This is a genomic window from Salicibibacter halophilus, assembly GCF_006740705.1.
Lineage (GTDB): Bacteria > Bacillota > Bacilli > Bacillales > Marinococcaceae > Salicibibacter > Salicibibacter halophilus.
Genome location: NZ_CP035485.1, coordinates 3,222,346 through 3,244,408 on the forward strand (window position 1 = coordinate 3,222,346; position 22,063 = coordinate 3,244,408).

Consider the following 22,063-nt stretch of genomic DNA (forward strand, 5'->3'; position numbering starts at 1 on the left):
CGATACTATCCATAATGGAATATCCCAATAGGAAAGGGAGTCAAAAAAATGAGGATCGATTTGCAACGGCTTATGGAAACGATAAATACGAGTGCGGCGATGGGCGCGACTGAAAACGGCGGTTTACATCGGCTTACCCTCGCTAATGAGGACACAGAAATGCGTGGCACGTTCGTTCATTGGCTGGAGACCGCGGGTCTTGAGGTTACAGTCGATGATTTCGGAAACATTTACGGGCGGCGCGAAGGCACAAATCCCGACCTTTCGCCGGTAGTGATCGGATCACACTTGGACACCCAACCTTATGGCGGGAAATATGATGGGGTCATCGGTGTGCTCGCGGCATTGGAAGTGATTCGCACGCTGAATGATGAGGATATAAAAACAGAACGTCCAATCGTAATCGTTAATTTTACGAATGAGGAAGGAGCACGTTTTACACCTCCTTTGCTCGGTTCCGGGGCTGTGATTGGCGATTTGTCGAAAACAACCGTCTATGACACGAAAGATGCCGAGGGAACGCGTTTTGAAACGGCACTATACGAATCCGGTTACCAAGGCGAAGAAGTTCATCGCTTAAGAGAGGCACATGCATTCGTGGAATTACATATTGAACAAGGACCGGTGCTTGAACAAAAACAAAAAAGTATTGGCGTCGTCCAGGGGATTCAAGGGTTGGCCTGGCTGACTGTGCATGTCAAAGGGGAGGCGGATCACGCCGGAACGACGCCGATGTCCGGACGTAAAGATGCGCTCGTTGCAGCGTCTGCCATGGTTACCGCTTTATCCAGGTATGCAGCGTCTGTCGAAGAATTGGTGATCACGGTCGGCACGTTGCAAGTCGCGCCAAGTGCCCCGAATGTCGTTCCAAGTGATGCCGCCTTCACCATTGATATGCGCCATCCCGATGACCATATGCGGAAAGGGGTTCCGATGGCCATTCGCAAAATTATAGCCGATACGTCGAAAATGTATAACGTGGATTTTGAGTTGGAAACGAAGTATCAAGCGGAGACCGTTCATTTTCCCGAAAGGATTCAAAACGTCCTTTTAAAGGAAACGTCATCGCTTGAATATGAATCGGAAAAATTTTACAGCGGAGCTTCCCATGATGCGAAAAACATGAGCAGCATTGCGGAAACGGGTATGATTTTTGTGCCTAGTGTGAACGGAAAAAGTCATCATGAAGAGGAATACACGAATGATGCTGACATCGAAAAAGGGGCGAATGTGTTGCTGCGGGCAACAAAGCGGTTGGCAGACGAAAACGAATAAGCCCTAATAAAGACACGATCGGCAAGATCTTCTGGTGTTTTCGCGACTTATTCTGTTACTTTCATGTACCGAGCAAATATTTGAAGCATAACGCCAGAGGAGGCATTTCATCATATGACTTATACGATTCGAGAAATGAAAGAAGGCGATGAACAAGGCATTGCTCGTGTACATGTGGATAGTTGGAACACGACTTATCAAGGCATCGTTCCCCAAGGGTATTTGGACCGTTTACACGTAAAAGAGCAAGAACAAAAGTGGGAAACAATCCTCCGTGAATACCCCGGGAAATCCAACTTTGGAGTCGTTGCTGTTAATGAAGCATCAGAGATTGTCGGTTTTGCCATCTGCGGTCAAGCTGATGAAAAAGAACCGGTGGATGGGGAATTAAAATCCATTTATATACTCGAAAACGATCAACAACACGGGATCGGCCGCGTGCTTCTTCGTCATGTCCTCGCTAATTTTCATGAAAGAGGATGGGAAACATTTATGACTGTGGCGCTTGCCGATAACCCTTCTTTTCCATTCTATAAAAAGTTGAACCCCCATTATTTACGACTGGATACATGGACGGTGGATGGTGTGGAACTCAAGGAATGGGTAATGGCGTTTCATGTAGCCGAAGTAGAAGCGTTGCTTCGATGAAAGAGATTAAAGTGTCGGCCATTTCCGCAAGAAATGGAAATATAATACACAAAAGTAAGCCCGCGGCTTCATTGCAATGAAGCTTGCGAGCTTACCATAACCAAGAGGAACTGTACTTCTTGTAAGTACAGCATTTTAATTATAAAAGAAAAATTTTAACAGCAAAAGAGGAATTTACATATTTTTAATTGCAAATAAGCTACGGATTTATGACCTGATATTTCCTTCATTACGGTTCCTTTTCAGTTTGTTTAAATATACCGCCATCCCCTTGTTTGCTTTTTCATGGCTTGTTAGGATGCTTCTGGGTGATTGAAAGGAATATAGCCCACAAATTACCAAGAGGAGGCGTTGATTTGTGCTAAAGCTGCAAGCGACAAAAAGGCTAAGAAACTATGGCTTGTCTGCTGTAGCCGCAGGGTTTGTTTTCTTTGCTGGACCGATAGCCGCTGATGCCAGTGATGGTGATGGCAGTGATTTCGGAAGCGAATTACTTACCGATGGCATAGAAAATAGTCACGTCGAAAAACTACAAGATCTACTCGTCACAGAAGGGTACTTACAAGAAAGTGACGCGAACGGTGTGTACGATGAAGCAACAACCAATGCCGTTACCAACTATCAAGAAGAACAGCAATTACTTGTTGATGGCATGGCAGGTGTTCAAACACTCGGCGCACTAAAAGTACTTGGTAAAGGTGCCGAAAATGAACTAGTTGCCGATTTACAAGGAACGCTGCAAGACACCGGTTATTATAACGGTTCAGTAGATGGATATTATGATGTGGATACGCACGATTCCGTTAAATCTTTCCAATCTGACGCTGACATTGCTGTTGACGGCTTGGCCGGTCCTGAAACATTCGGAGCGTTATACTACGGAATTTCCGAAGCAACCGAAGAAGATGATGACGCAGTAGAAGAAGAGACGGAAGCAACCGAAGAAGATGATGACGCAGTAGAAGAAGAGACGGAAGCAACGGAAGAAGATGACGACGCAGTAGAAGAAGAAGCGGAAGCAACCGAAGAAGATGATGACGCAGTAGAAGAAGAGACGGAAGCAACCGAAGAAGATGACGACGCAGTAGAAGAAGAGACGGAAGCAACCGAAGAAGACGAAGACGCAGTAGAAGAAGCCGAAGCAACGGAAGAAGATGACGACGCAGTAGAAGAAGAAGCCGAAGCAACGGAAGAAGACGAAGATGCAGTAGAAGAAGAAGCCGAAGCAACGGAAGAAGATGACGACGCAGTAGAAGAAGAAGCGGAAGCAACGGAAGACGACGAAGGTTCAGATGCGGAAGGCGAAACATATACAATGGAAGCTACCGCGTACACCGCTGACTGCGAAGGTTGCAGCGGTGTCACAGCAGAAGGCACTGACTTGAACAACAACCGTGACGCAAACGTCGTAGCGGTTGACCCTGAGGTCATCGAACTCGGCTCCACTGTCCATGTCGAAGGATATGGCGAAGCCGTTGCAGATGATGTTGGTGGCGACATCAATGGTGAACGAATCGATCTTCATATGGCAACTCAAGAAGAAGCCGAACAGTTTGGTGTTCAGGATGTTGAAGTTACGGTACTAGATTAATCAACCGTCCCAATCCCCTTGCTACCTCTAATAGCAGGGGGGTTTTTCTGTGTAGGGATGGAGTTGGCTGATAAAGGCTTTATTTCGGCTGATATAATGCCCGTTTTGGCTGATATATCTGCTGATATGGCTGATAAAATACTTATATCGGCTGATATAAATTATATCGATGCAGGCAGGCTTCCCGCGGGTAATTGTCCACACTGTATGCCTTGAAAGTTGAACCAAAGTGCTTTTTCGACTGTCTATTGCCCTAATTGACCGGAGATGTTAAGTTAGGGGGAGCACAAAAGAGGGGGTCCCTCCAATCATGACAGCAAAAGAATTGGAAGATGAATTAAATCTATTGAAATCGGATTATGTTCGCATTCAGGGAGACATGGATAAATTGGAGTCCATCGGTGGTAACGTTCGGCCGGCGACACGGCAATTACGGTATTTAGAGGATGAGATCAGCCGTGTTCGTGAACAACTAAAAGAACCGAAACAGTAACCTAAGCGATGGACTTAGGGTTTTTATTTGTTACCGAGCTTATGGGCTCCCTTTTGATGAAGGGAGTTCATATTTTTTTTGAAAAAGACTGGAGAGAACGCTGATGTTGCAAAAGCTATTTCGACTAAGAGAACATGATACAACCATCAAACAAGAATTGGTCGCTGGTATGACCATTTTTTTTGCAGCTGCACACATCATTATTGTCAATCCGACGATTTTAGCTGATAGTGGCATCCCCTTTCAGTATGCCATGATCGCGACGGTCATTGTCACCGTTATTGGCAGTTTGCTGATGGGATTATATGCGAATGTTCCTCTCGCGCTAGCGCCGGGCATGGGTATTAACGCATTTTTTGTGTATACGTTGGTCCAAGGGTATGACTTAAGCTGGCAAATGGGGCTTGCCGTGGTCATTGTATCGGGTCTCCTCCTCATGGTTGCCACGTTTACGCCAATCGCGGCCAAATTGTCCGATGCTGTGCCGGTATCGTTAAAATACAGCATCAGTGCAGGGATCGGTTTGCTGCTAGTAATGATTGGCTTGCAAATGGGCCAAGTGATTGTAGGGGACCCTGAAACGTTAATCAGCCTCGCGCCGCTTGATTCCCCGTCGCTGGCATTTACGCTGTTCGGTTTATTGCTGATCTTAATTCTTTATGTAAAAAAGGTAAGAGGCGCATTTGTGATTGGGCTATTATTAACCACAGCAGTCATTTATTTAACGGGATTCGGCGGTGAAGCGGAGAGTGAACCGCTGGATTTGGGCGGCTATCTCGGTATTTTTACCGCTGCCGATTTTAACGGGCTATTGCACGCTCCTTTTTGGATGGCGGTCTTTTCGCTGACGCTCCTGGTTCTTTTTGATACATTGGGGCTTGTGCATGGACTGGTACCATACAATAAAGATGTTAATAAAGTGTATCAAAGCAGTGCTATTAACGCCGGGATCAGCGGCTTTTTCGGTACCTCGCCGACGGTGCTGGTTGTCGAGAGTGCGGCGGGAATTGCTGAAGGAGGAAAAACAGGATTGACCGCTGTGACCGCAGGCTTTCTTTTCCTGACAAGCTTTGCGGTGATGCCGTATATTTCCGCAATTCCGGAGGCTGCGATCGCGCCGATTTTAATCATCGTCGGCATGTCGATGGCGGAAAAATTGCGCGATATCCCGGGAGATTTTACCGAATGGTTTCCTGCCGGGTTAACGGCGATCCTCATTCCGCTCACTCACTCCATTATCGACGGGTTAGCCGCCGGCTTCATTCTATATCCGCTGTTGAAATGGGTGACGGGGCGGCGCAGTGAAGTGCACCCTTATCAATACGTGATCGCGTTGTTGTTTATTTGTAATTATGTTCTTTTGATTATATAAAAAACACCCGTTTACGTGAACGGGTGGTAGGGTAATGCCTGTCATGTCTATGTTTATTGTTCGTAGTTTTGGACATGGCTAACGGGATACCTGCATAAAGTAATAGACAATCCTTAATGCCGAATACCCAAAATGTGTGTTTCAATCGCTTTTGCCACGCCGTTTGCGTCATTATCGGCCGTTTCTGTGTCGGCATATTGTTTTACATCCGCTTCCGCGTTGCCCATTGCAATGCTGAAACCAGCGGTCTTGAACATGGACAGGTCGTTGTAATTATCGCCAATCGCGATCGTGTTTTCGGGGGCGATGCCCAGCTGTTTAGCCATCAACGTCAAGCCGCTGCCTTTCTCGGCATCAAAAGGCATGAGTTCAATGTTGTCCTTGCCTGAAGAGGTAAGAGTGATGCTTGGATTGGCTTCCCAAGCGTCGCTAATGGTTTCTAATTTATTAGGGAATAAGGATAGAACAAGGAATTTATAAGCATTAAAATCATAACTTGGAATATCTTCGGGAGCCGGAAGCATTTTAACCTCCATATTGTTGAGCTGGCGATCGGCCTGGTCCCGTATGGCGGATGCCATTTTTCCGCCGTCGTTTTTTTCGTGGGCATACGCCTGGAGGTCATCCAAAAAGAATTGATAGGCGTCCTCCGTCGCATAAAGTCCTTCAGACGTAGCCATATGAAAGTAGAATTTCCGTTCGTGCAGCCAGGAGGCAATATCAGTGGCTACATGCAAACCGAGGTGTTTTTCCGTTAAAATATGGCCGTTCCGGTCGGCAATTATTGCACCGTTTGCGCAAATATAACCGTCGGCCGGGATGCCGGCCGTTGTGACGATATTTTTTGCGTCTTGCAAGGTTCTTCCGGTAGCGATGATGAAGGCGTGCCCCTCTTGCTGAAGGCGCTGAATTGTGGAAATCGTCTGGTCACTGATCTCTTTCTCTGTATGTAGTAATGTCCCGTCCATGTCGATCGCTGCTAACTTCATCGATTACACCCACTTTACCTGAGGATACCCTTACTATTTTACAATAGACCGAGTTGGGAGAAAAGCAAAAGGACGGTTTTATATGGACAAGGGAAAAATGAAAGGAATCTTGGTTGGCGTAGCTATGATCGTGATCATTTATATGGCTGCGCAAGTCGGCGAAGCTTGGAGTCCGACACGTCTCCGTGATTATATCGAAGGGTTTGGGATTTTTGCGCCATTGTTTTTTCTTCTTCTCAGTGGTTTACGTCCTGTCTTTTTTGTTCCCGCTTCTGTTATAGGTTTTGTCGGCGGGCTGCTGTTTGGTTTGTGGGGTGGAGCGGCACTTGCCTTTATCGGTGCACTGCTTGCTGCTTCCCTGGGCTATTTTATGGCACAATATCTCGGAGGCCGTTGGATCGAAAAAAAGATGCAGGGTGGTCGTTTGCTCGTTTTTCGAAACCAACTGTCACGCTACGGGTTTTACTACGTGTTATTTTTACGGCTCATTCCGATGCTCAGCTTTGATCTGATCAGTTATATTTGCGGATTCGCGCAAACGCCTTTTCTCAAATATATCATAGCGACAGCGATTGGCGTTTTGCCTGGGACGATGGTTTTCACCTTGATGGGCAGCAGTGTAGCTGCCGGAGACACGGAAATGTTGCTTCTCGTACTTGGGGCAGTGCTTCTTTTGCTTATTGCCGGGTTGATTTATTATGCTGTCAAACGACGGTCCGCTAATATATAAAAAAATCGTATTATTGTAAAAAAATCTCGAAAAGCAGGGTGGGACGCATACCTTTTTGCTAAAATGGATATAGATTATTGAGTTCCAAAAACGAGGAGGAGACCAACATGAATAAAAAATGGTTGTATTCTTTGCTTTCCGGTGTATTCGCGGTAGGAATGCTCGCTGCTTGTAATGGTGACATGGAAGAGGACCCGGGCATGCCTGAAGAAGGCGACGACATGGGTGAAGAAGAAGGCGACATTTAAAATCTGGCATATGAGCACTGGCTTATGAACGAAGCCGGTGCTTTTTCATACGATCGATATGTTTTTTTATCTAAACGTAGTCTTATTTTTGTTGCCTTGAAATCTTTGAAAAACTCCTGTAAAAATCTTTCTTAATCTTACTATCGATGCCAACATTTGGACCATGGTATAATCTTCCCTCCCCTTTTCATGGGCGGTTTGCCTTGCCATAATGCGTCTAGGAGGTGCTTATACATGCAAAAATATTTAGTAGCATTATCAGCTTTTTTACTCGTTCCGGCGGGAGCGATGGCAGAGGAAGAGGATGTCAGATACATAGAAGGGGATGGTATTAAAAAGGCAGGCGTCTTCGGGGACGCTGGAAGCTTGGACATTTCCGAAGAGGATGTGGAGGCAGCCACGCAAACGGTAGAAGACAAGTTTAAAAGCATTTGCGATGAGCTAGATCTTCAAGCTTCGGAAGACGTAGATGAAGATCAAGCGAACCAAGATAAACCTGCTGATGACGATGCTGAGGAGAATGGACAACAAGAAGAGCAACCGGAAGAAAACAATGAAGGTTCCAATGAAGAAGAAGGAAGCGATGAGCAACAAGAAGCAGGCGAAGGTCAAGTCGAAGGAGATGACACGGAGCAAAATAATGACCAGAGCTTCGAAACGGAAAGTGAATTCGAGCAAGAAGTTATTCGCTTGACGAATGAAGAAAGAGAAGCTCAAGGTCTAGAGCCGTTGGAAGCCGACAGTGAAGTATCTGATGTGGCGCGTGTGAAATCCGAGGACATGCGCGACAACGATTATTTCTCCCATGACAGCCCGACTTACGGTTCTCCATTTGACATGATGGACGAATACGGCCTTGATTATATGGGTGCAGGTGAAAATATTGCCGCCGGACAAACATCCCCGGAACAAGTGGTTGAAGGTTGGATGGACTCCGATGGACACCGTGCCAACATCCTTAACGAAGACTACACACACATTGGTGTAGGTCATGCTGAGGGCGGTAGCTACGGAGAGTACTGGACGCAAATGTTCATAACCGAATAGACAAAATGCAATGCAGCAGGTGGACCAACAGGGTTCGCCTGCTGTTTTTGATGGAGGCAGGCAGATAATCCATAGCTGACAAACGCAAGTTCATCCATATCTTCCTGGTCAAAAGATAACGATCTACCTCTTTAGGGTCAATATGACCGACCCTCTGCATGGGATTTCCCTCATGTTTTGAAAAAAATCCCCTGACGCTGCCAGGGGATTGAACTATGGGGGTGATCATTTAGTCACAATCGATGAAAATTTTTATTTCGCGCTTTTTTTTGTCTTTGTGGTGATCTCTTTTTTTGCACCCACAGTGGTCATGCTTTTTCTGTTCTTCTACTGGAAAACATTTAAATTTCCCGCATTTTGTAGGTTTACAAAAAACAACGTCCCCACGTTCGCCACGTTTTTTACATTTACACATTTAAAAATCAGCCCCCTTTTGCTTTTAACGTGTATTGCATTTTATGTCATTTCGAGGGCGGCTTGTAATGGATATACCTACTTGTGCAAAAAACAAGCAAGCACCTAGTAATGGCCTGCTTTAGATCAACAGCGCTTATAACGCTGAGTGGTTACAGGGGGATAACATAAAAAAGGATCGCGAAAAAATGGGCAGCGGATCCCGCGATCACAAATAGGTGCCAGATGGCGTGATGGTAAGGGAAGCGACCCCACAGATAAAAAAATGCGCCTGTCGTGTAAAAAATGCCACCGATGATGAGTAACACCAATCCTCCCGTTGGAACCACAGCGGAAAGAGGGGCCCACGCGATAACGATAATCCAACCCATCAAAATATATAGAAGTGTGGACAACACCCGGAAACGCCTAACAAAAAAGATTTTAAATACAATCCCTGTGATCGCGAGCCCCCAAATGATGCCGAACAATGTCCAACTCATGGTTCCTTCCAGTACATGGAAAAGGAAGGGGGTATATGTGCCGGCAATAAACAAGTAGATCGAAGAATGATCGAGGATTTCAAATAGATTTTTGGCTTTCCCTTTCGGAAAACTATGGACGAGCGTAGAGCATACATAAAGCAACAACATCGTGGCGCCGAAAATGGAAACACTGACGATGTGCAAAGGGGTGCCGATCTGTGTCGCGTAAACAATTAACAGCACAAGCGCCGCGATGCTTAACAGGCTTCCGATTCCATGGGTGACGGCGTTTGCGATCTCTTCTTTTTTCGTGAAAATGTTAGAATGATCAAGCAAAATAAGCCCCCTTTCTTGCTATATTATAACAAAAGCCAAGATTATTGCGAAAAGGGCGGTCGGTGAGCGCATCATCGTGTTGCATTGAGAATTGCGCATTTTTCTTCAGCTGTTTGCAATTGTGTTAATTGTTGATTAGCGGATCGTATGCTCAAGTTGTTGATGTTGGTCACCCTGCATCGTATGTAATGATTAGTCTCATTTTCTTCAATTTCGCAGGAAATATGCTGAAACGATGTGCCGGCAAGAACGACAAAGAATCCGACTTGCCATTTGTATGTGATGTGTCACGATCTGGAAAAGGCTTCCCTGGAGAATGATACTATGACAACCATTTGGCGTATGCATATAAAACCGGAAACGAATGGTGGGTACAGCGAGGAGTATATACCCTTTGCCGAAGAAATCTATCATGATTTTCCGGGCTGGAAAAATTCGATGAATGCTTTCGTGCAACAAATGTCTGGCTTGAATTTGGCCGGTCGATATTATCTGGCAAAGGTTACAGGAGATGCCCAGTACAGTTCGAACTTACCGAAACTTGATCTTTTTCATACAAGAGCTTGTGAGATCAAGGAAATAGGCGGATTGGATGTAGTGCCCGGAAGCATACAGACACATTATATTATGGGGCCAACGATTCGGCGTGTGAATAGCTCAATCCTTTACGATTATTCAATAGCTGCCTACCATGGAACGCCGCATCAAGTTGAGATCCAAGATATTCTTGCTTATTTAAGTTCTTATGACCTGGAAGATTTGGTTGGCCTCTATTTGCAGTGTGAGCTGGATTACAAAATAATTCCAAACACTTGCAAACCGACGACAAAAAGAATTGAATATACACTTGTCCGCAAGGGAAATAGAGGGCAGATAAGGCAGAGACTCTTGTCGATCAAATATATAGTCACTAGCGAAAACTAAAATTCGCATCAGTGGCTGGCCCTCGGGCGTTTATAAAAAGGTTCGAGAGCAAGCGCAACTGGCCAGGATGCTGCGGATCACAATGAAATTGTAGGTACGCCCTTATGGCCTAGAGCTACTTTCGCACTCCTGCTGGGAGAAGCGAAACGGTCATTGCCATACAACTCCTAAGTTGGAATCACTACCTTCATGTATTTGGTGTTCAGGCATTACTTGGACATTTATGCCACACTTAAATAGCGAATTGAAAATCGCTCACCAATCCCTACGATAAGGTTTTTTAACTTTCTTTTTGTATGATGTTATCCTTGCCTTGGTCACTTTTTTCTTCACTGGTTCTTGTTTTTTGAATTCAATAAATTATATTCTATTGCTAGTTTAAAGAATTCTGGTAATGTTTTAATTATAGCAATCATGACTGCTGTAACCATTAGAACAATATAATCCACATTCTCACCTCCATCAACAATAAAGTACTTTCACAAATATATGTGTATTATAGAACGCTAACGTTCCTTTATCTATTCTATAATGAATATTAAAAAATTTGCACTCGCATCTGCTTATATATTTACTTAATAGAGCTTTATCCTATTTATTTTTTAGCTCTATTTTGGATTAAATCGAACTAAATCATCTTTTTTGGAACTGCTAAACAAATGTCGATCATTTCCGCTATATAAAAATTAACACTTTCTAGCAGAGGGTAGCAGAGAATGGAGGGCTGTCCCGAAGGCAGCCCCGATTCTCCATAATGATATAGATACTCGATATACAAAAGTAAGTTGGCGATTGAAAAGGCGGGTAACGGGTCCCCAAGATCATTGGAGACGGATGCCTTGCGAACGTTGGAACACGAATATAATTCGACATCTAAGACACTTTTTCATGAATGTTTTTTCACCGTGAGTTTATAGCAACTTCTTTTCATTGACAGCATCCGACCGATTAAAGTAGAGGCTTGCATTGCACGGTTGAATTCTCATTACGACTTACATATTGAAGACACGCTCCGTGACGCTTAATGAATATCCGTTTGGACAAGATAGAGCCGGGCGGATTTATTTCAGAAGAGATGATAACAAGGTGCAATTTTTTCGGATTAGCCGCACGAAAAATGAGAAAGAATCGCTCGATCAAAAGCGGGTGGTTGCGTGGTTGAAGAAAAATAAGTGAATGTCGGGAAGATTTTTTCATGGAAAGTTTAATATTTTTTTCGTCCTGCCGATACGTGGAGTAGAAGGGTAATTAGTTACTAAAAACCTGGTACATCCTCCTGGAAACAGGGGTTGTATATAAAGGGACACATGGACGTGGCCCACATTAAATCTATGGAGGGATGATCAGAATGATTATCAACAACAACTTAAGTGCGATGAACGCGCACCGGCAATTGGGCGTCAACCAGAACAACATGCAAGATTCCATGGAGAAGCTATCTTCCGGTGAGCAAATAAATCGTGCGGGAGACGACGCGGCGGGGCTCGCGATCTCGGAAAAAATGCGGGCGCAAATCCGCGGATTGGATCAAGCGAGCAACAACGCACAAGACGGGATTTCTTTGATACAGACAGCAGAAGGCGCGTTGGATGAGACGCATCAAATCTTGCAGCGTATGCGGGAGCTGGCGACCCAATCTGCTAATGATACGAATCAAGATGATGTAGACCGGGACGCGATTCAGGAAGAAGTGGATGCGCTTGCAACGGAAATCGACAGAATTTCAGGGAACACGGAGTTTAACAGCCAAAGCTTATTAGATGGCAGCTTTGAAGGTAAATTTCATATTGGGGCGAACTCCGGACAAAATATGGACGTTTCGATTGATCAGATGGATGCTACATCCCTTGGAGTTGCAGGGGGAGGAGAGTTTCTTACAGAAGGGTCAGCAGATGTTGAAGGCTTAGGGGAGCAAACCGTTTTGCAAGACGGGGACGATAATGTTGTCGCTGTGCAGGCTGACAATGAAAACTGGTATGCTGTCGATGATGTTGAGTTAGATAATAGTGATAATGTAGTTCCGGTTGAAGGGGCAACTGCGCTAGAGCCAACAGAGGTTGATCAGATTGATGGTGAAGTGGTGACTTCTGAGCAGACAGACTATGAAGGAGTAGAAACAACCGTTTACTCTAATAACGCCGGAGATGTTGTCGGTGTTGAGGCTACTACGGGGGAGGATTCGGGTGAAATCTTCGCGCCGGATGATGTTTCAGTTGAAGATGACGAAATATCTGGTGGGGGAGAGCAATTAACTCTGGAAGACGGCTATTCCCTCGGCAGCAACGGAGACGGGATTGATGTTTCCACCCAATCAGCAGCGGATGGAGCCATTGACACGATAAATACCGCGATAAACTATGTTTCAACGCAGCGCTCAGAACTTGGTGCCGTGCAAAATCGCCTTGAACACACAATCGCAAACTTGGACAACGCATCTGAAAACCTTCAAGCGGCAGAATCTCGCATTCGAGACACAGACTTAGCTCAAGAAATGATGGAATTCACACAGAGCAACATCCTTTCCCAAGCCTCTCAGTCCATGCTCGCACAAGCCAACCAATTGCCGCAAAACGTCCTTCAGTTGTTGCAATAAGAATAGAGGAGAGCGGGGCGATGCTCTGCTCTTTTTTGGTTGTTGTTATTTAGAAGGTGTGCAAGCCGTAGCAGCCATGGCTTTGCGTTAACGCATGAGCATCGCCGTTGGGGTTGGTTTTCTATATGTTTTCCGATATCATACATCTTTCAACAATAACTGAATATAATTGGAGATACCTATTCCCGTCCATTTTTTTAATAGTTTCAATGCACTGAAGTGAAAGGCATTGATGTAAATGGTGTAGGATACTTTTTGTGTTTCAGTTGCTATCATGTTTTTAGACTGAATAATTCTTTGTCGCCGCAATGTAGGGAGATTTATATTTAAAAGCTCTGTTTTTATTTGTAAAAGGTGATTTAATTTTTTGGAAGGTGAGGGTGAGTCTTGTAAAAAGCGTTTTAATGCTGGTGGAAGATAGATTGTAGTTCGGCAAGGGACTTGATCATGAAATGTATTGCATTTTGTAAGGAGTTCTATGGTTTCATTTTGTAATCTGCTATGTTCTTCTGATAAAGACTTTCTTTTCATGCCCAGAGACAAGAAGGGTGATACATATGTGTGAAAAAGTTCAACATCCTGTCTGCTACTAATGTCTAAACGATTTTGGGTATCAATATGGGCTTGTAAGCTAAACCTCTCCATGAGCAATTTTTGCAAAAAGACAAGTTCTTGGTGTTGAAAACATTCAGTAGATAGGATAATACGTGATTTACTTTTCAAATTACCATCATCTTGGAACCAAATGGCGAGGGACTCCGCGTTGAAGTAAGATTTCAATAGGTGTTTCGGGATAACTTTCTTTTTTTGGTTGTACCATTGTGGATATAGATCGGATAATCGTTTGTCTATGTGACTTTGGCAAATCAAAGTTGTATATGATTGGCCAGTTCGCCAATCTTTGTAACTATATGCTTTAGGATTGGTTGGCCCGAACGTCAAATACCGTGAAAAAAGTAGGAGTTGATCTTCGGTATATTGCTTATCTTTTAAACTGTGTCTGAACTGTAGTCTTGCTTGATTCTTCATATTTAAATAGCCATCGCCTAACAGTTTGCCGCACATAATAGATTGGAATTGTTGATTGGACATTTATTACATCTCCCGAACACTTGTTCTGATTATATTGTATAATAAACTACTCCGGAATGGAAGAGTTATTATGTTTATTTATTTAAATAAAAAACCGAGCACAAGGACATTCCCTGCACCCGGTTTTTTACTCAGTATAATAAAATATATAAATGCTTAACGCGAAAAGACGTGGTTCCCAATGACCTTTAGTTCTTCTTGCGTGGCATTCCAATGATTGTCTGCTGTTTCAGGATTGTAGAAAAAGAGTGATTCATGTTCTTCTCCGTCTGTTGCCAACGCTTCACGGGCCGCTTCTTTAGCCTCTTCGTCTGCCGGTTCATCGATCGTTCCGTCAAGCACAGGGCTAAATTGATATTGTCCGCCTGGGGAAACCTCATGAACAACGTCATGAATGGAATCCGGGAACTGATCATCCGCAACACGATTAAGAATGACTGCTCCAACGGCTACTTTTCCTTCATAGGGCTCGCCTTTCGCTTCCGCATGGATGAGACGAGCAAGAAGATCTTTCTCCTCAGGCGTGGCCGCTAACGAAGATGGAAGTTCCAATTTTTCACCCACATGAAGGGTTTCATCAGGTTTTCCGTTTAGTTCTTGGATATCTTCCGGCGCTACGCCATAGTCTGAGCCTATCGACCAAAGTGATTCTCCTTCATCAACCGAGTGTATATGAGCATTGGCCATTGAAACGTCCGCAAAGACGAAGAATAAAGCCAATGGAAGAATCGCGATTTTTAATCGTTTCATGGTTGCATAATGCCTCCTTTTTTGTGGTACACAAGGAAGATAACAAGTGAACGAGACAAAAGCACCAGGTAAAAACACCCAACGAAAATATGTTTCAATGAAAAACTTGCAATAACAGGCATGAAAGCGTAATTTATCATTTTAGTTACATGAAGTAATGTTTGAAACAATCTATGAGTGCTGTGTATGGAAGGGTTTTGTACTCAAACGGGGGTAAATGTATTTTGGACTCATTATGGGTCACCAACCAAGCCGATTGAAGCCCTAACTAAAGTTAGCGGAAGCCATTAGGTCGTCAACCGAGCTGGATGGAGCCCTAACTAAAGTTTGTGGAAGGCGTTAGGTCGTCAACCGAGCTGAATGAAGCCCTAACTGAAGACGGTGGGGGTCATTAAGTCGTCAAACGAAGAGAATGGAACCCTACTGAGATCACGGGGGCTGTTTTTCCTTTGATATACCCTTTCATATCTCGGTTTTCCGCCAATACAAAAGAACCGGGGACGAAAAGTTTTCATCCCCGATCCCCGATTCTAATCTATTTTAACGAGCAAAGACGTGGTCCCCGATTGTAATTGTCTCGTCTCTTGTGGCATTCCAATGATTTGAAGCTGTTTCAGGATTGTAAAAGTAAGTGGAGCCTTGACCTTGGCCGTCAAAGACGATCGCTTCGCGGGCCGCTTGTTTCGATTCTTCGTCAGCCGATTCATAAATCGTTCCATCTAGGACGGGGCTGAACTGGTAACTACCGCCTTCAACCTCATAGATGACCTCTTCAATGGAATCCGGAAACTGGTCATCAGCCACGCGGTTAAGCACAACGGTTCCGACGCCTACTTTTCCGTGATAAGGTTCACCTTTCGCCTCGGCATGAATGATGCGGGCTAGTAACTCCTCTTCCTCTGGAGAGACGGAGGATTCCGGAATCTCCAGATGTTCCCCGGGATTAATCGCTTCTTCAGACTTTCCATTCTCCGCTTTAATGTCCTCGGTCGCGACACCGTAATCAATCCCAATCGACCAAAGCGATTCGCCTTCATTGACGTCATGTGTATTTGCATTGGCTTCTGAAACACCTGTAAAAGCAAAAAATGCAACAACCGGCAAGGTCGCCAATTTTAATCGTTTCATAGATGTATGTACCTCCTCTATCAAGATGTGCAATACTTAAAGTAACAAGGAAGAGGGACTATTGCATCAGGTAATGAATCCCAATTACACAAAATGATAAAATAAAGGTTGCAGCAATAGGAAAGGCCTAGGTTTTTAACATTTACGTTACAGGATTTGTAACATAAAAAAACCGGCATCCGCCGGCTTTTTTATTAGTCTATTTCATCATAATTTTCAAGGTCATCATCCGGAGTGTAAGGTTCCGAAGTATCCGAGTGGCCGAACAGGGACTCCTCTATTTCTCCATCGAGGAGAAATTGGGTTGAGTCATAGCCGAACTGAGCCATAATGTGGGCGACCTGGTCCAAAAACCCTACTTCCGCTGATGAACCGAAGTTGGCATTGGTGACTTCCGGAGAGAACGATATGTGCGCAGTGCCATTTTGATCTTCTACGTATTGGACTTCCACACCCTCATCGGCGAGAATGGCCGTCAATTCGTCACTTTCCGGTCCGTTCAACCATTCTTCCACTGCTGCGGCAGGCAATTCTTCCGTGGATTCAGCGGTTACTGTTCGTGTTTCCCTATACATGTTCAACGCTTCTTCATCATAGAATAGAAGATCGACCTCTTCCGTCGCTGTGCCGTCTTCATCCTCCATGCCGTTTTCCTCTTCTGCACCATCTTCTTCGGTGCCGTCCTCTGTCCCGGTATCGTCATCCGGTGTTCTTTCAGCACCTTCTTCTCCATTTTCTTGATCTGCTCCGTTTTCTGCATCCATATCTGTTTCTTCGTCTGATTCTGTAGGCATTTCCTGCTCATTTTCGCCTGCCGAATCGTCTTCAGCATCATTGCATGCACTCAACGTTATCGCCATAACAGCGGTAACAGTAAAGATGAGCGACCGTTTCATTCATTCTCCTCCCCCGTATATCTGAAATGTTGCCACTTCAGTTTAAAAAACCCCCTCTTGTTTGTCAAAACTTTGCTGGGGTCTATCAGGAAGGTCAATCCGTGCTATAATGGCGTAGACTGCTTGTCTTCAATGTAAAACATAATGATAAACACTATAAAAAATTGTAACGCTTCCGGTTAAAAAACGACTGTTAGGGGGAACGGAAGTGATTGATCGTACATTTGACCGCCTCTATGAGCAATACCATCAATCCATTTATCAATTTATATTTTATATGGTGCGTGATCAGAATGCAGCGGAAGAACTCGTGCAAGATGTCTATATAAAAGTTTTGGGGTCGTATGAAAATTTTGATGGAAAAAGCAACGAAAAGACTTGGTTATTTTCAATAGCGAAGCATTTGGCCATCGATTATATTCGAAAAGAAAACCGGCAGAAAAGAAAATGGCTTGGCACCATCGTTTCGAACGATAAAATCGATGTGCACGACCCTGCTCCTTTGCCCGAGGAAATTGCCTTGGCAAAGGATGAAGTAAGGGCCGTCTATGAAGCTCTTGGCACATGTTCAATCGCTCATCGTCAAGTGCTTATTCTTCGTTTTATTCAATCATTATCCGTCAAGGAGACAGCGGAATCGTTAGGCTGGTCTGAGAGCAAAGTTAAAACAACACAACACCGTGCCATTAAACAAATGAGGAAGATTTTAAACACGGAAGAAAGGGAGGAGGGAAGCTTTGAGACGCAATCATCGCGAAGACGGCATCGAACGTAATTTAAAAGCGCTCGATGGAGTCGAAGATACGCGCGGCAAAGAGAAGATTTATCGTAACATTCGGCTGAAAATGAGCGAAAGCAAACCGCCGGTTCGCCGGTTCAGAAAACCGGTTGTATGGGGATTATCGACAGCCGCCGTTGTTGTGTTGACAGTGATTGTCGTCTCCCAAGGCCCTTCCCCCGCCACCCATGAAGAATTCGGTGCCGAGTCCACAGCGGAACGAGAAGGGGAAAACCATCCACTTGATGGAGGGGATGGTGACGAAGAAGAGGAAGAGGAGCAGCATGCACAAGAGCAAGAGTATGAGGAAACCGTTAGGGAAGAAGAGGACATCACAGAACAAGAAGAGAGACAAGAAGGGGTTCCAGAAGAAGATATGGAACCTTCGGATGATCACAACGGAGAAGGAGCAGATCAAGAACAAGAGGAAGACGGGGAAGAAGAGGATTCCATTGATCGAAGAGTCGTGGAGATGGATGAAGTCTATGCAGATGTTCATTACCGCTCTGCAGCCGCTCAAGGTGAGCAGCAGCTCCTTACTTTGCCTTTTTTGGCCCCTGACGATGAAACAATCGTGACGATTGCCGTTGATCATTCCGGTGAAGCAGAGGAAGATAGCGCAACCGAGGTGCTCGATCGGATAGACCCGGATGAACTTGGGCTGCATGCCTCGCCTTTACTGGACATAGAGGAACAGGAGCACGATGAAATAATCCGTGAAGGGCTAGAGGAAATTGCTCGTTTTGATAATGAGGAAGGTTGGCCGGCCGAATGGAAGGAACGATTGCAAAAAGAAGATGCTGATACCGAAGCATCCGCGGGCTATTATGTTTTCCAGGCCGAGGATGGAAATGCGTATCTGGTGTCAGGAAAAAGTTTGGATATGGAAGAAGCCTCCGGGGATAATCTGGAAGAAACATTACAGCGGATGGAAACGGAAGAGAAGGAAAACGTCCATTCGGTGATTCCGCCCAATGTTGAACTGGAAAATGTGGATGAACGCGACGAAGAAAGTGTTTTGATTTCTTACTCGGGTTTGGATGAAACAATTGAAAGTGACGAAACGCAATGGTTGATGTTTGTCGAGGGCGTTTTATTGGCGGCCGCTGATTTTGGCTATCATGATGTTGAATTTGACGGGGATTTGGGAGAAATTGAACAGATTGGCCCGTACGATTTGGCCGAAACAATCGATCCGCCCTACGCTCCAAATTATATCGGGGAAATGGAAAATTAATGCCGGAAACCCGTGGGCTTCCGGCAGCGGACAATGGTGTTTACGAACCGGCTTTCTTTTTATACAAAATCAGATGCACTTTCCATTGCATCTACGGAGCCAGTGCCTTGTGTGTTTTCTTCAAGCCCCATATCTTCCGCGCCTTCGAGCAATCTTGCTTTAATGTCATCCGGATCCCAGTCGCTGTTTAATTCAAGCAGCTGGGCACAGATGCCGGCAACGATCGGCGTGGCCATCGACGTACCGGACATGGACGTGTAATGATCATCCATCCGGCTGGATTTCGTTATTTTATCCAAAAACGAATTTGGAGAGCGAACGGAAACGACATCGACACCCGGCGCAAGGACGTCCGGTTTCGTTTCCCCATCGATCGTTGGACCGCGGCTGGAAAAACTGGCGACTGTGTCATCGGCACGATCCGGGGTATCTTGATCGTCGAGGGCACCTACGGTAATAATCTTTGGGCTGATTCCGGGGGAAGAAATGGTGCCGGAATTTGGCCCTTCATTTCCTGCCGCGGCAACGACGACCATCCCTTCGTCCCAGGCTTGGTTTACCGCCTCCACGACCGGGTCATCATCGGCAGGTTCAGAGGCTGGACTCCCCAAGGACAGGGATAGAATATCAATGTCGTATGCTTCTTTATTTTCCATGCACCAATCAATCCCCGCGATGATGTTTGACAACGGACCGGATCCTGATTTGTTAAGCACTTTGACACCCACAATATTCGCATTCGGTGCCGGAGCGACATATTGACCGTCGGATAAATACCCATTTCCGGCCGCGTCACCTGCGCAATGGGTGCCGTGCCCATTATCATCGTACGGCTCGGAACGATCGTTGATGAAATCTTTAAAAGCGACAATGCGATTCTCGGGTTCGGTAAAATCTTGACTAGGGTGCACGCCGGTATCAAGGATCGCGATTGTTGTTCCATCACCTGTGATGTCGCTTTCTTGTAAGAAACTGGAACGTGTCGTTTCCGTTGCGGTATCGAGCAATGCGTTAATGGAACGATTTAAATATATTTTTTCTATATCATCGCAGTTATTACATAGCTTTTCGAGCGCCCGGGCTGTTAACGTGCCGCTTTGGCATGAAAAGCGCGGGAACGATTGCATGACTTTGCAACGGGCATGACTGTCAGCGATGTGTTGAAATACGGCGCTCCCATTTCGGTAACCGTCTGATCCTCGCTTGAATTTGATAAGGACGGGGAAAGATTTTGTTCTGCGGACCCAGTTATCTGCCATATTTTGCAAGAAACACGGGGTGAATCGTAACGGTTTGATTGCTCCGATCAATGCATGCCTAAGATGAGTATCTATCAAAGGGCCATACGCACGGGCAATCTTTACGGTAGTTAAATGAAACATAGAAAAAGCCCCTTTTCTTTGCTGGTTTCACAAGCACTTTATGCTTGTCGTTCCAGCGTTGGGGCGGTTTTTGTTTAGAGAGCGGCAAAAATGATTGATTTGTTTATGCTTGTTTCGCCGCCGGCTCCAGGCTTATTATAGAATGTTATTAAAAAAAGAGGTTTGCCAAAACGCCTGCAATAACGAGAATGATAAAGATGATCCCCAGTGTGTTAGCGATCAACGAGCCATTGATGCGAGGCACTCGTCTTTTTTTATTCCAGCGGTTGGGGTCAAATTGCGGCGTGCCGTCATCGTCATCTTTTGGCGGCCTGAACCGTTGAGAGGGTACGAACGGCCGCGCGTTTATCAAAAATGGCGAAGCAAATGCTACTCCGGATAACGCGCCGATAAGGTGTGCCAAAATGTTGATGCCCGGCATTAGAAACGTCATAATAATGCCGATAACGAGAATAATCGTAACGATTTGCCGGCTCTGGGGGTCAATTAGTTCCTTACGAAACAGCATCATATAAACATATAACCCGAGAAGTCCGTAAATCGCGCCGGAAGCACCGACATGCCGATAAGAGAGATCCTCCAAGAGAAATGTGGCCACGTTCGCCGTAACACCCGTCAGAAAATAAAAAGAAATAAACTTTACTTTTCCCAGCATCTGTTCAAGCGCCGGCCCGAACAAGAAAAGGGCAAAAGAATTAAACAACATGTGTTGCAACCCAAGATGCAAAAGGATCGGTGTGAAGATCCGCCACCACTCACCAGCGGCAATTGCGGCATTAAAACCGAGGAAGTAATATTCGATAAGGATACCGGGAGGAAAGATCCCCATTGACCAAGTGTCACAACGAGAAACAAAAGAAGATGTATGCTAAGTAATATCGTAATGACAGGATAATTACGTGTGAAGGAATAAAATGTTTCATTACGGACGAACATGAGACCACCCTTTCAAAGTTCAAGCCGATGCATCAAAGAAATAATTAGCCGGAATGGGAGGCTGGGCAAACGGTATGTAGTGGTTGCTGCCTCCAACGTTTCCTAATATTCTACCATATGACGATATTCATGATCGAATGAGAGAGAGAACATGAGGAGGAGAAGATATGATTGTAGGGACCGGCATCGATATTTCGGAATGTAAAAGAATCGAAGCCGTCATCTCAAGGCAACCTCGCTTCATAACAAGAATTTTAACAGTGGAAGAGCGAAAAGGGTTGGATGGGATGAATGATCGACGAAAAATCGAATTTATTACCGGCAGATTCGCCATTAAGGAAGCATTCGCAAAGGCTAATGGAAGCGGGATCGGCGAAGCGGTCAACTGGAAAGATGTGGAGGTTTTTCCTGCCCAAAACGGTGCGCCCATGCTTGTTTGCCCAAAGCTTGATGAGTCGATCCGTGTCCACGCCTCGATCTCTCATTCTCACGCTTATGCAATCGGCCAGGTCATTCTGGAAAGAGCGTAAGTTAATGAGGGCGTGGCGGTGAAGGAGCGAAAGAAACCGGTCGAACCTCGTGTTAATTGACCATGCGCCGTCTCCCATCGATCTGTATTCAGCGATCGCCCATGTTTCAGATCGATAGAAGGAACCCATCGATCTGTTTTTAGCGGCCGCCTAAGTTTCAGATCGATAGAAGGGTCCCAACGATCTGATTTCAGCGATCGCTCCGATTTC

Annotated in this window: 22 protein-coding genes; 14 read left to right on the forward strand and 8 right to left on the reverse strand. The window is 45.2% G+C overall.

The annotated features are described in order from the left end of the window. The first annotated feature begins 48 nt into the window (after window positions 1-48). The 6 genes from EPH95_RS15660 (at window position 49) to EPH95_RS15680 (ending at window position 5,379) form a co-directional block, all read left to right on the forward strand. Window positions 49-1,275 (forward strand): M20 family metallo-hydrolase, encoded by a 1,227-nt coding sequence (locus EPH95_RS15660; RefSeq protein ID WP_142090955.1) that lies wholly within the window; start codon window positions 49-51, stop codon window positions 1,273-1,275. 114 nt (window positions 1,276-1,389) lie between these two features. Continuing rightward, window positions 1,390-1,923: a GNAT family N-acetyltransferase gene (locus tag EPH95_RS15665; protein ID WP_142090956.1), complete on the forward strand. Its 534-nt coding sequence runs from the start codon at window positions 1,390-1,392 to the stop codon at window positions 1,921-1,923. 358 nt (window positions 1,924-2,281) lie between these two features. After that, entirely contained in the window at window positions 2,282-3,514 is a 1,233-nt protein-coding gene (locus tag EPH95_RS15670) for a peptidoglycan-binding protein (RefSeq protein ID WP_142090957.1), read from the forward strand. A gap of 63 nt (window positions 3,515-3,577) precedes the next feature. Beyond that, entirely contained in the window at window positions 3,578-3,730 is a 153-nt protein-coding gene (locus tag EPH95_RS18975; RefSeq protein WP_160141813.1) for a hypothetical protein, read from the forward strand. Window positions 3,731-3,824: 94 nt separating this feature from the next. Continuing rightward, a complete protein-coding gene (locus EPH95_RS15675; protein WP_142090958.1) occupies window positions 3,825-4,007 on the forward strand; it encodes an SE1832 family protein in 183 nt (60 codons plus the stop codon). 103 nt (window positions 4,008-4,110) lie between these two features. Continuing rightward, the gene (locus EPH95_RS15680; protein WP_142090959.1) at window positions 4,111-5,379 is read left to right on the forward strand and encodes an NCS2 family permease; all 1,269 of its coding nucleotides are present in this window, start codon (window positions 4,111-4,113) and stop codon (window positions 5,377-5,379) included. Between the two features lie 113 nt (window positions 5,380-5,492). Here the strand turns inward: EPH95_RS15680 and EPH95_RS15685 are convergent, their stop codons facing one another. Continuing rightward, window positions 5,493-6,368: a Cof-type HAD-IIB family hydrolase gene (locus EPH95_RS15685; protein WP_142090960.1), complete on the reverse strand. Its 876-nt coding sequence runs from the start codon at window positions 6,366-6,368 to the stop codon at window positions 5,493-5,495. An 82-nt stretch (window positions 6,369-6,450) separates the two neighbouring features. Here EPH95_RS15685 and EPH95_RS15690 point away from each other — a divergent pair, with 82 nt between their 5' ends. The 3 genes from EPH95_RS15690 to EPH95_RS15695 all read left to right on the forward strand — a co-directional run bounded on the left by EPH95_RS15690 (window position 6,451) and on the right by EPH95_RS15695 (window position 8,393). After that, a complete protein-coding gene (locus EPH95_RS15690; protein ID WP_142090961.1) occupies window positions 6,451-7,098 on the forward strand; it encodes a TVP38/TMEM64 family protein in 648 nt (215 codons plus the stop codon). Between the two features lie 107 nt (window positions 7,099-7,205). Next, the gene (locus tag EPH95_RS19085; protein WP_193556983.1) at window positions 7,206-7,346 is read left to right on the forward strand and encodes a hypothetical protein; all 141 of its coding nucleotides are present in this window, start codon (window positions 7,206-7,208) and stop codon (window positions 7,344-7,346) included. Between the two features lie 234 nt (window positions 7,347-7,580). Next, window positions 7,581-8,393 (forward strand): CAP domain-containing protein, encoded by an 813-nt coding sequence (locus EPH95_RS15695; RefSeq protein WP_142090962.1) that lies wholly within the window; start codon window positions 7,581-7,583, stop codon window positions 8,391-8,393. Between the two features lie 566 nt (window positions 8,394-8,959). Here EPH95_RS15695 and trhA read toward each other — a convergent pair. Continuing rightward, entirely contained in the window at window positions 8,960-9,607 is a 648-nt protein-coding gene (gene trhA, locus EPH95_RS15700) for a PAQR family membrane homeostasis protein TrhA (protein ID WP_142090963.1), read from the reverse strand. A gap of 324 nt (window positions 9,608-9,931) precedes the next feature. On the opposite strand from trhA, the gene EPH95_RS15705 reads away from it, so the two are divergent. Together EPH95_RS15705 and EPH95_RS15710 are read left to right on the forward strand one after the other, a co-directional pair. Further along, a complete protein-coding gene (locus tag EPH95_RS15705) occupies window positions 9,932-10,531 on the forward strand; it encodes a hypothetical protein (protein ID WP_142090964.1) in 600 nt (199 codons plus the stop codon). A gap of 1,348 nt (window positions 10,532-11,879) precedes the next feature. Then, the gene (locus EPH95_RS15710; protein WP_142090965.1) at window positions 11,880-13,124 is read left to right on the forward strand and encodes a flagellin N-terminal helical domain-containing protein; all 1,245 of its coding nucleotides are present in this window, start codon (window positions 11,880-11,882) and stop codon (window positions 13,122-13,124) included. Window positions 13,125-13,262: 138 nt separating this feature from the next. Here EPH95_RS15710 and EPH95_RS15715 read toward each other — a convergent pair whose 3' ends face one another. The 4 genes from EPH95_RS15715 to EPH95_RS15730 form a co-directional block, all read right to left on the reverse strand. Continuing rightward, a complete protein-coding gene (locus EPH95_RS15715; RefSeq protein WP_142090966.1) occupies window positions 13,263-14,216 on the reverse strand; it encodes an endonuclease in 954 nt (317 codons plus the stop codon). Window positions 14,217-14,372: 156 nt separating this feature from the next. Continuing rightward, on the reverse strand, window positions 14,373-14,966 hold the full coding sequence (locus EPH95_RS15720) for a cell wall hydrolase (RefSeq protein WP_142090967.1): 594 nt from the start codon (window positions 14,964-14,966) through the stop codon (window positions 14,373-14,375). 540 nt (window positions 14,967-15,506) lie between these two features. Continuing rightward, a complete protein-coding gene (locus EPH95_RS15725; RefSeq protein WP_142090968.1) occupies window positions 15,507-16,094 on the reverse strand; it encodes a cell wall hydrolase in 588 nt (195 codons plus the stop codon). 194 nt (window positions 16,095-16,288) lie between these two features. Further along, complete coding sequence (locus EPH95_RS15730) at window positions 16,289-16,990, reverse strand: GerMN domain-containing protein (protein ID WP_142090969.1); 702 nt, start codon at window positions 16,988-16,990, stop codon at window positions 16,289-16,291. A gap of 208 nt (window positions 16,991-17,198) precedes the next feature. Here EPH95_RS15730 and EPH95_RS15735 point away from each other — a divergent pair, with 208 nt between their 5' ends. Both EPH95_RS15735 and EPH95_RS15740 read left to right on the forward strand, forming a co-directional pair. Continuing rightward, complete coding sequence (locus tag EPH95_RS15735; protein ID WP_405127395.1) at window positions 17,199-17,765, forward strand: RNA polymerase sigma factor SigX; 567 nt, start codon at window positions 17,199-17,201, stop codon at window positions 17,763-17,765. Continuing rightward, the gene (locus tag EPH95_RS15740; protein WP_142090970.1) at window positions 17,728-19,005 is read left to right on the forward strand and encodes a hypothetical protein; all 1,278 of its coding nucleotides are present in this window, start codon (window positions 17,728-17,730) and stop codon (window positions 19,003-19,005) included. The genes EPH95_RS15735 and EPH95_RS15740 overlap by 38 nt, the downstream gene beginning before the upstream one ends. Before the next feature lie 59 nt (window positions 19,006-19,064). On the opposite strand, the gene EPH95_RS15745 is transcribed toward EPH95_RS15740, so the two are convergent. Beyond that, window positions 19,065-20,264, reverse strand: coding sequence for a S8 family peptidase (locus tag EPH95_RS15745; RefSeq protein WP_227003944.1), 1,200 nt, complete (start codon window positions 20,262-20,264; stop codon window positions 19,065-19,067). 271 nt (window positions 20,265-20,535) lie between these two features. Next, window positions 20,536-21,216: a rhomboid family intramembrane serine protease gene (locus EPH95_RS15750; RefSeq protein ID WP_227003945.1), complete on the reverse strand. Its 681-nt coding sequence runs from the start codon at window positions 21,214-21,216 to the stop codon at window positions 20,536-20,538. A gap of 274 nt (window positions 21,217-21,490) precedes the next feature. On the opposite strand from EPH95_RS15750, the gene acpS reads away from it, so the two are divergent. Next, window positions 21,491-21,853 carry a holo-ACP synthase gene (acpS, locus tag EPH95_RS15755; RefSeq protein ID WP_142090972.1) on the forward strand — a complete coding sequence of 121 codons (363 nt, stop codon included), beginning with the start codon at window positions 21,491-21,493 and terminating at the stop codon, window positions 21,851-21,853. The last annotated feature ends 210 nt before the right edge of the window (window positions 21,854-22,063 follow it).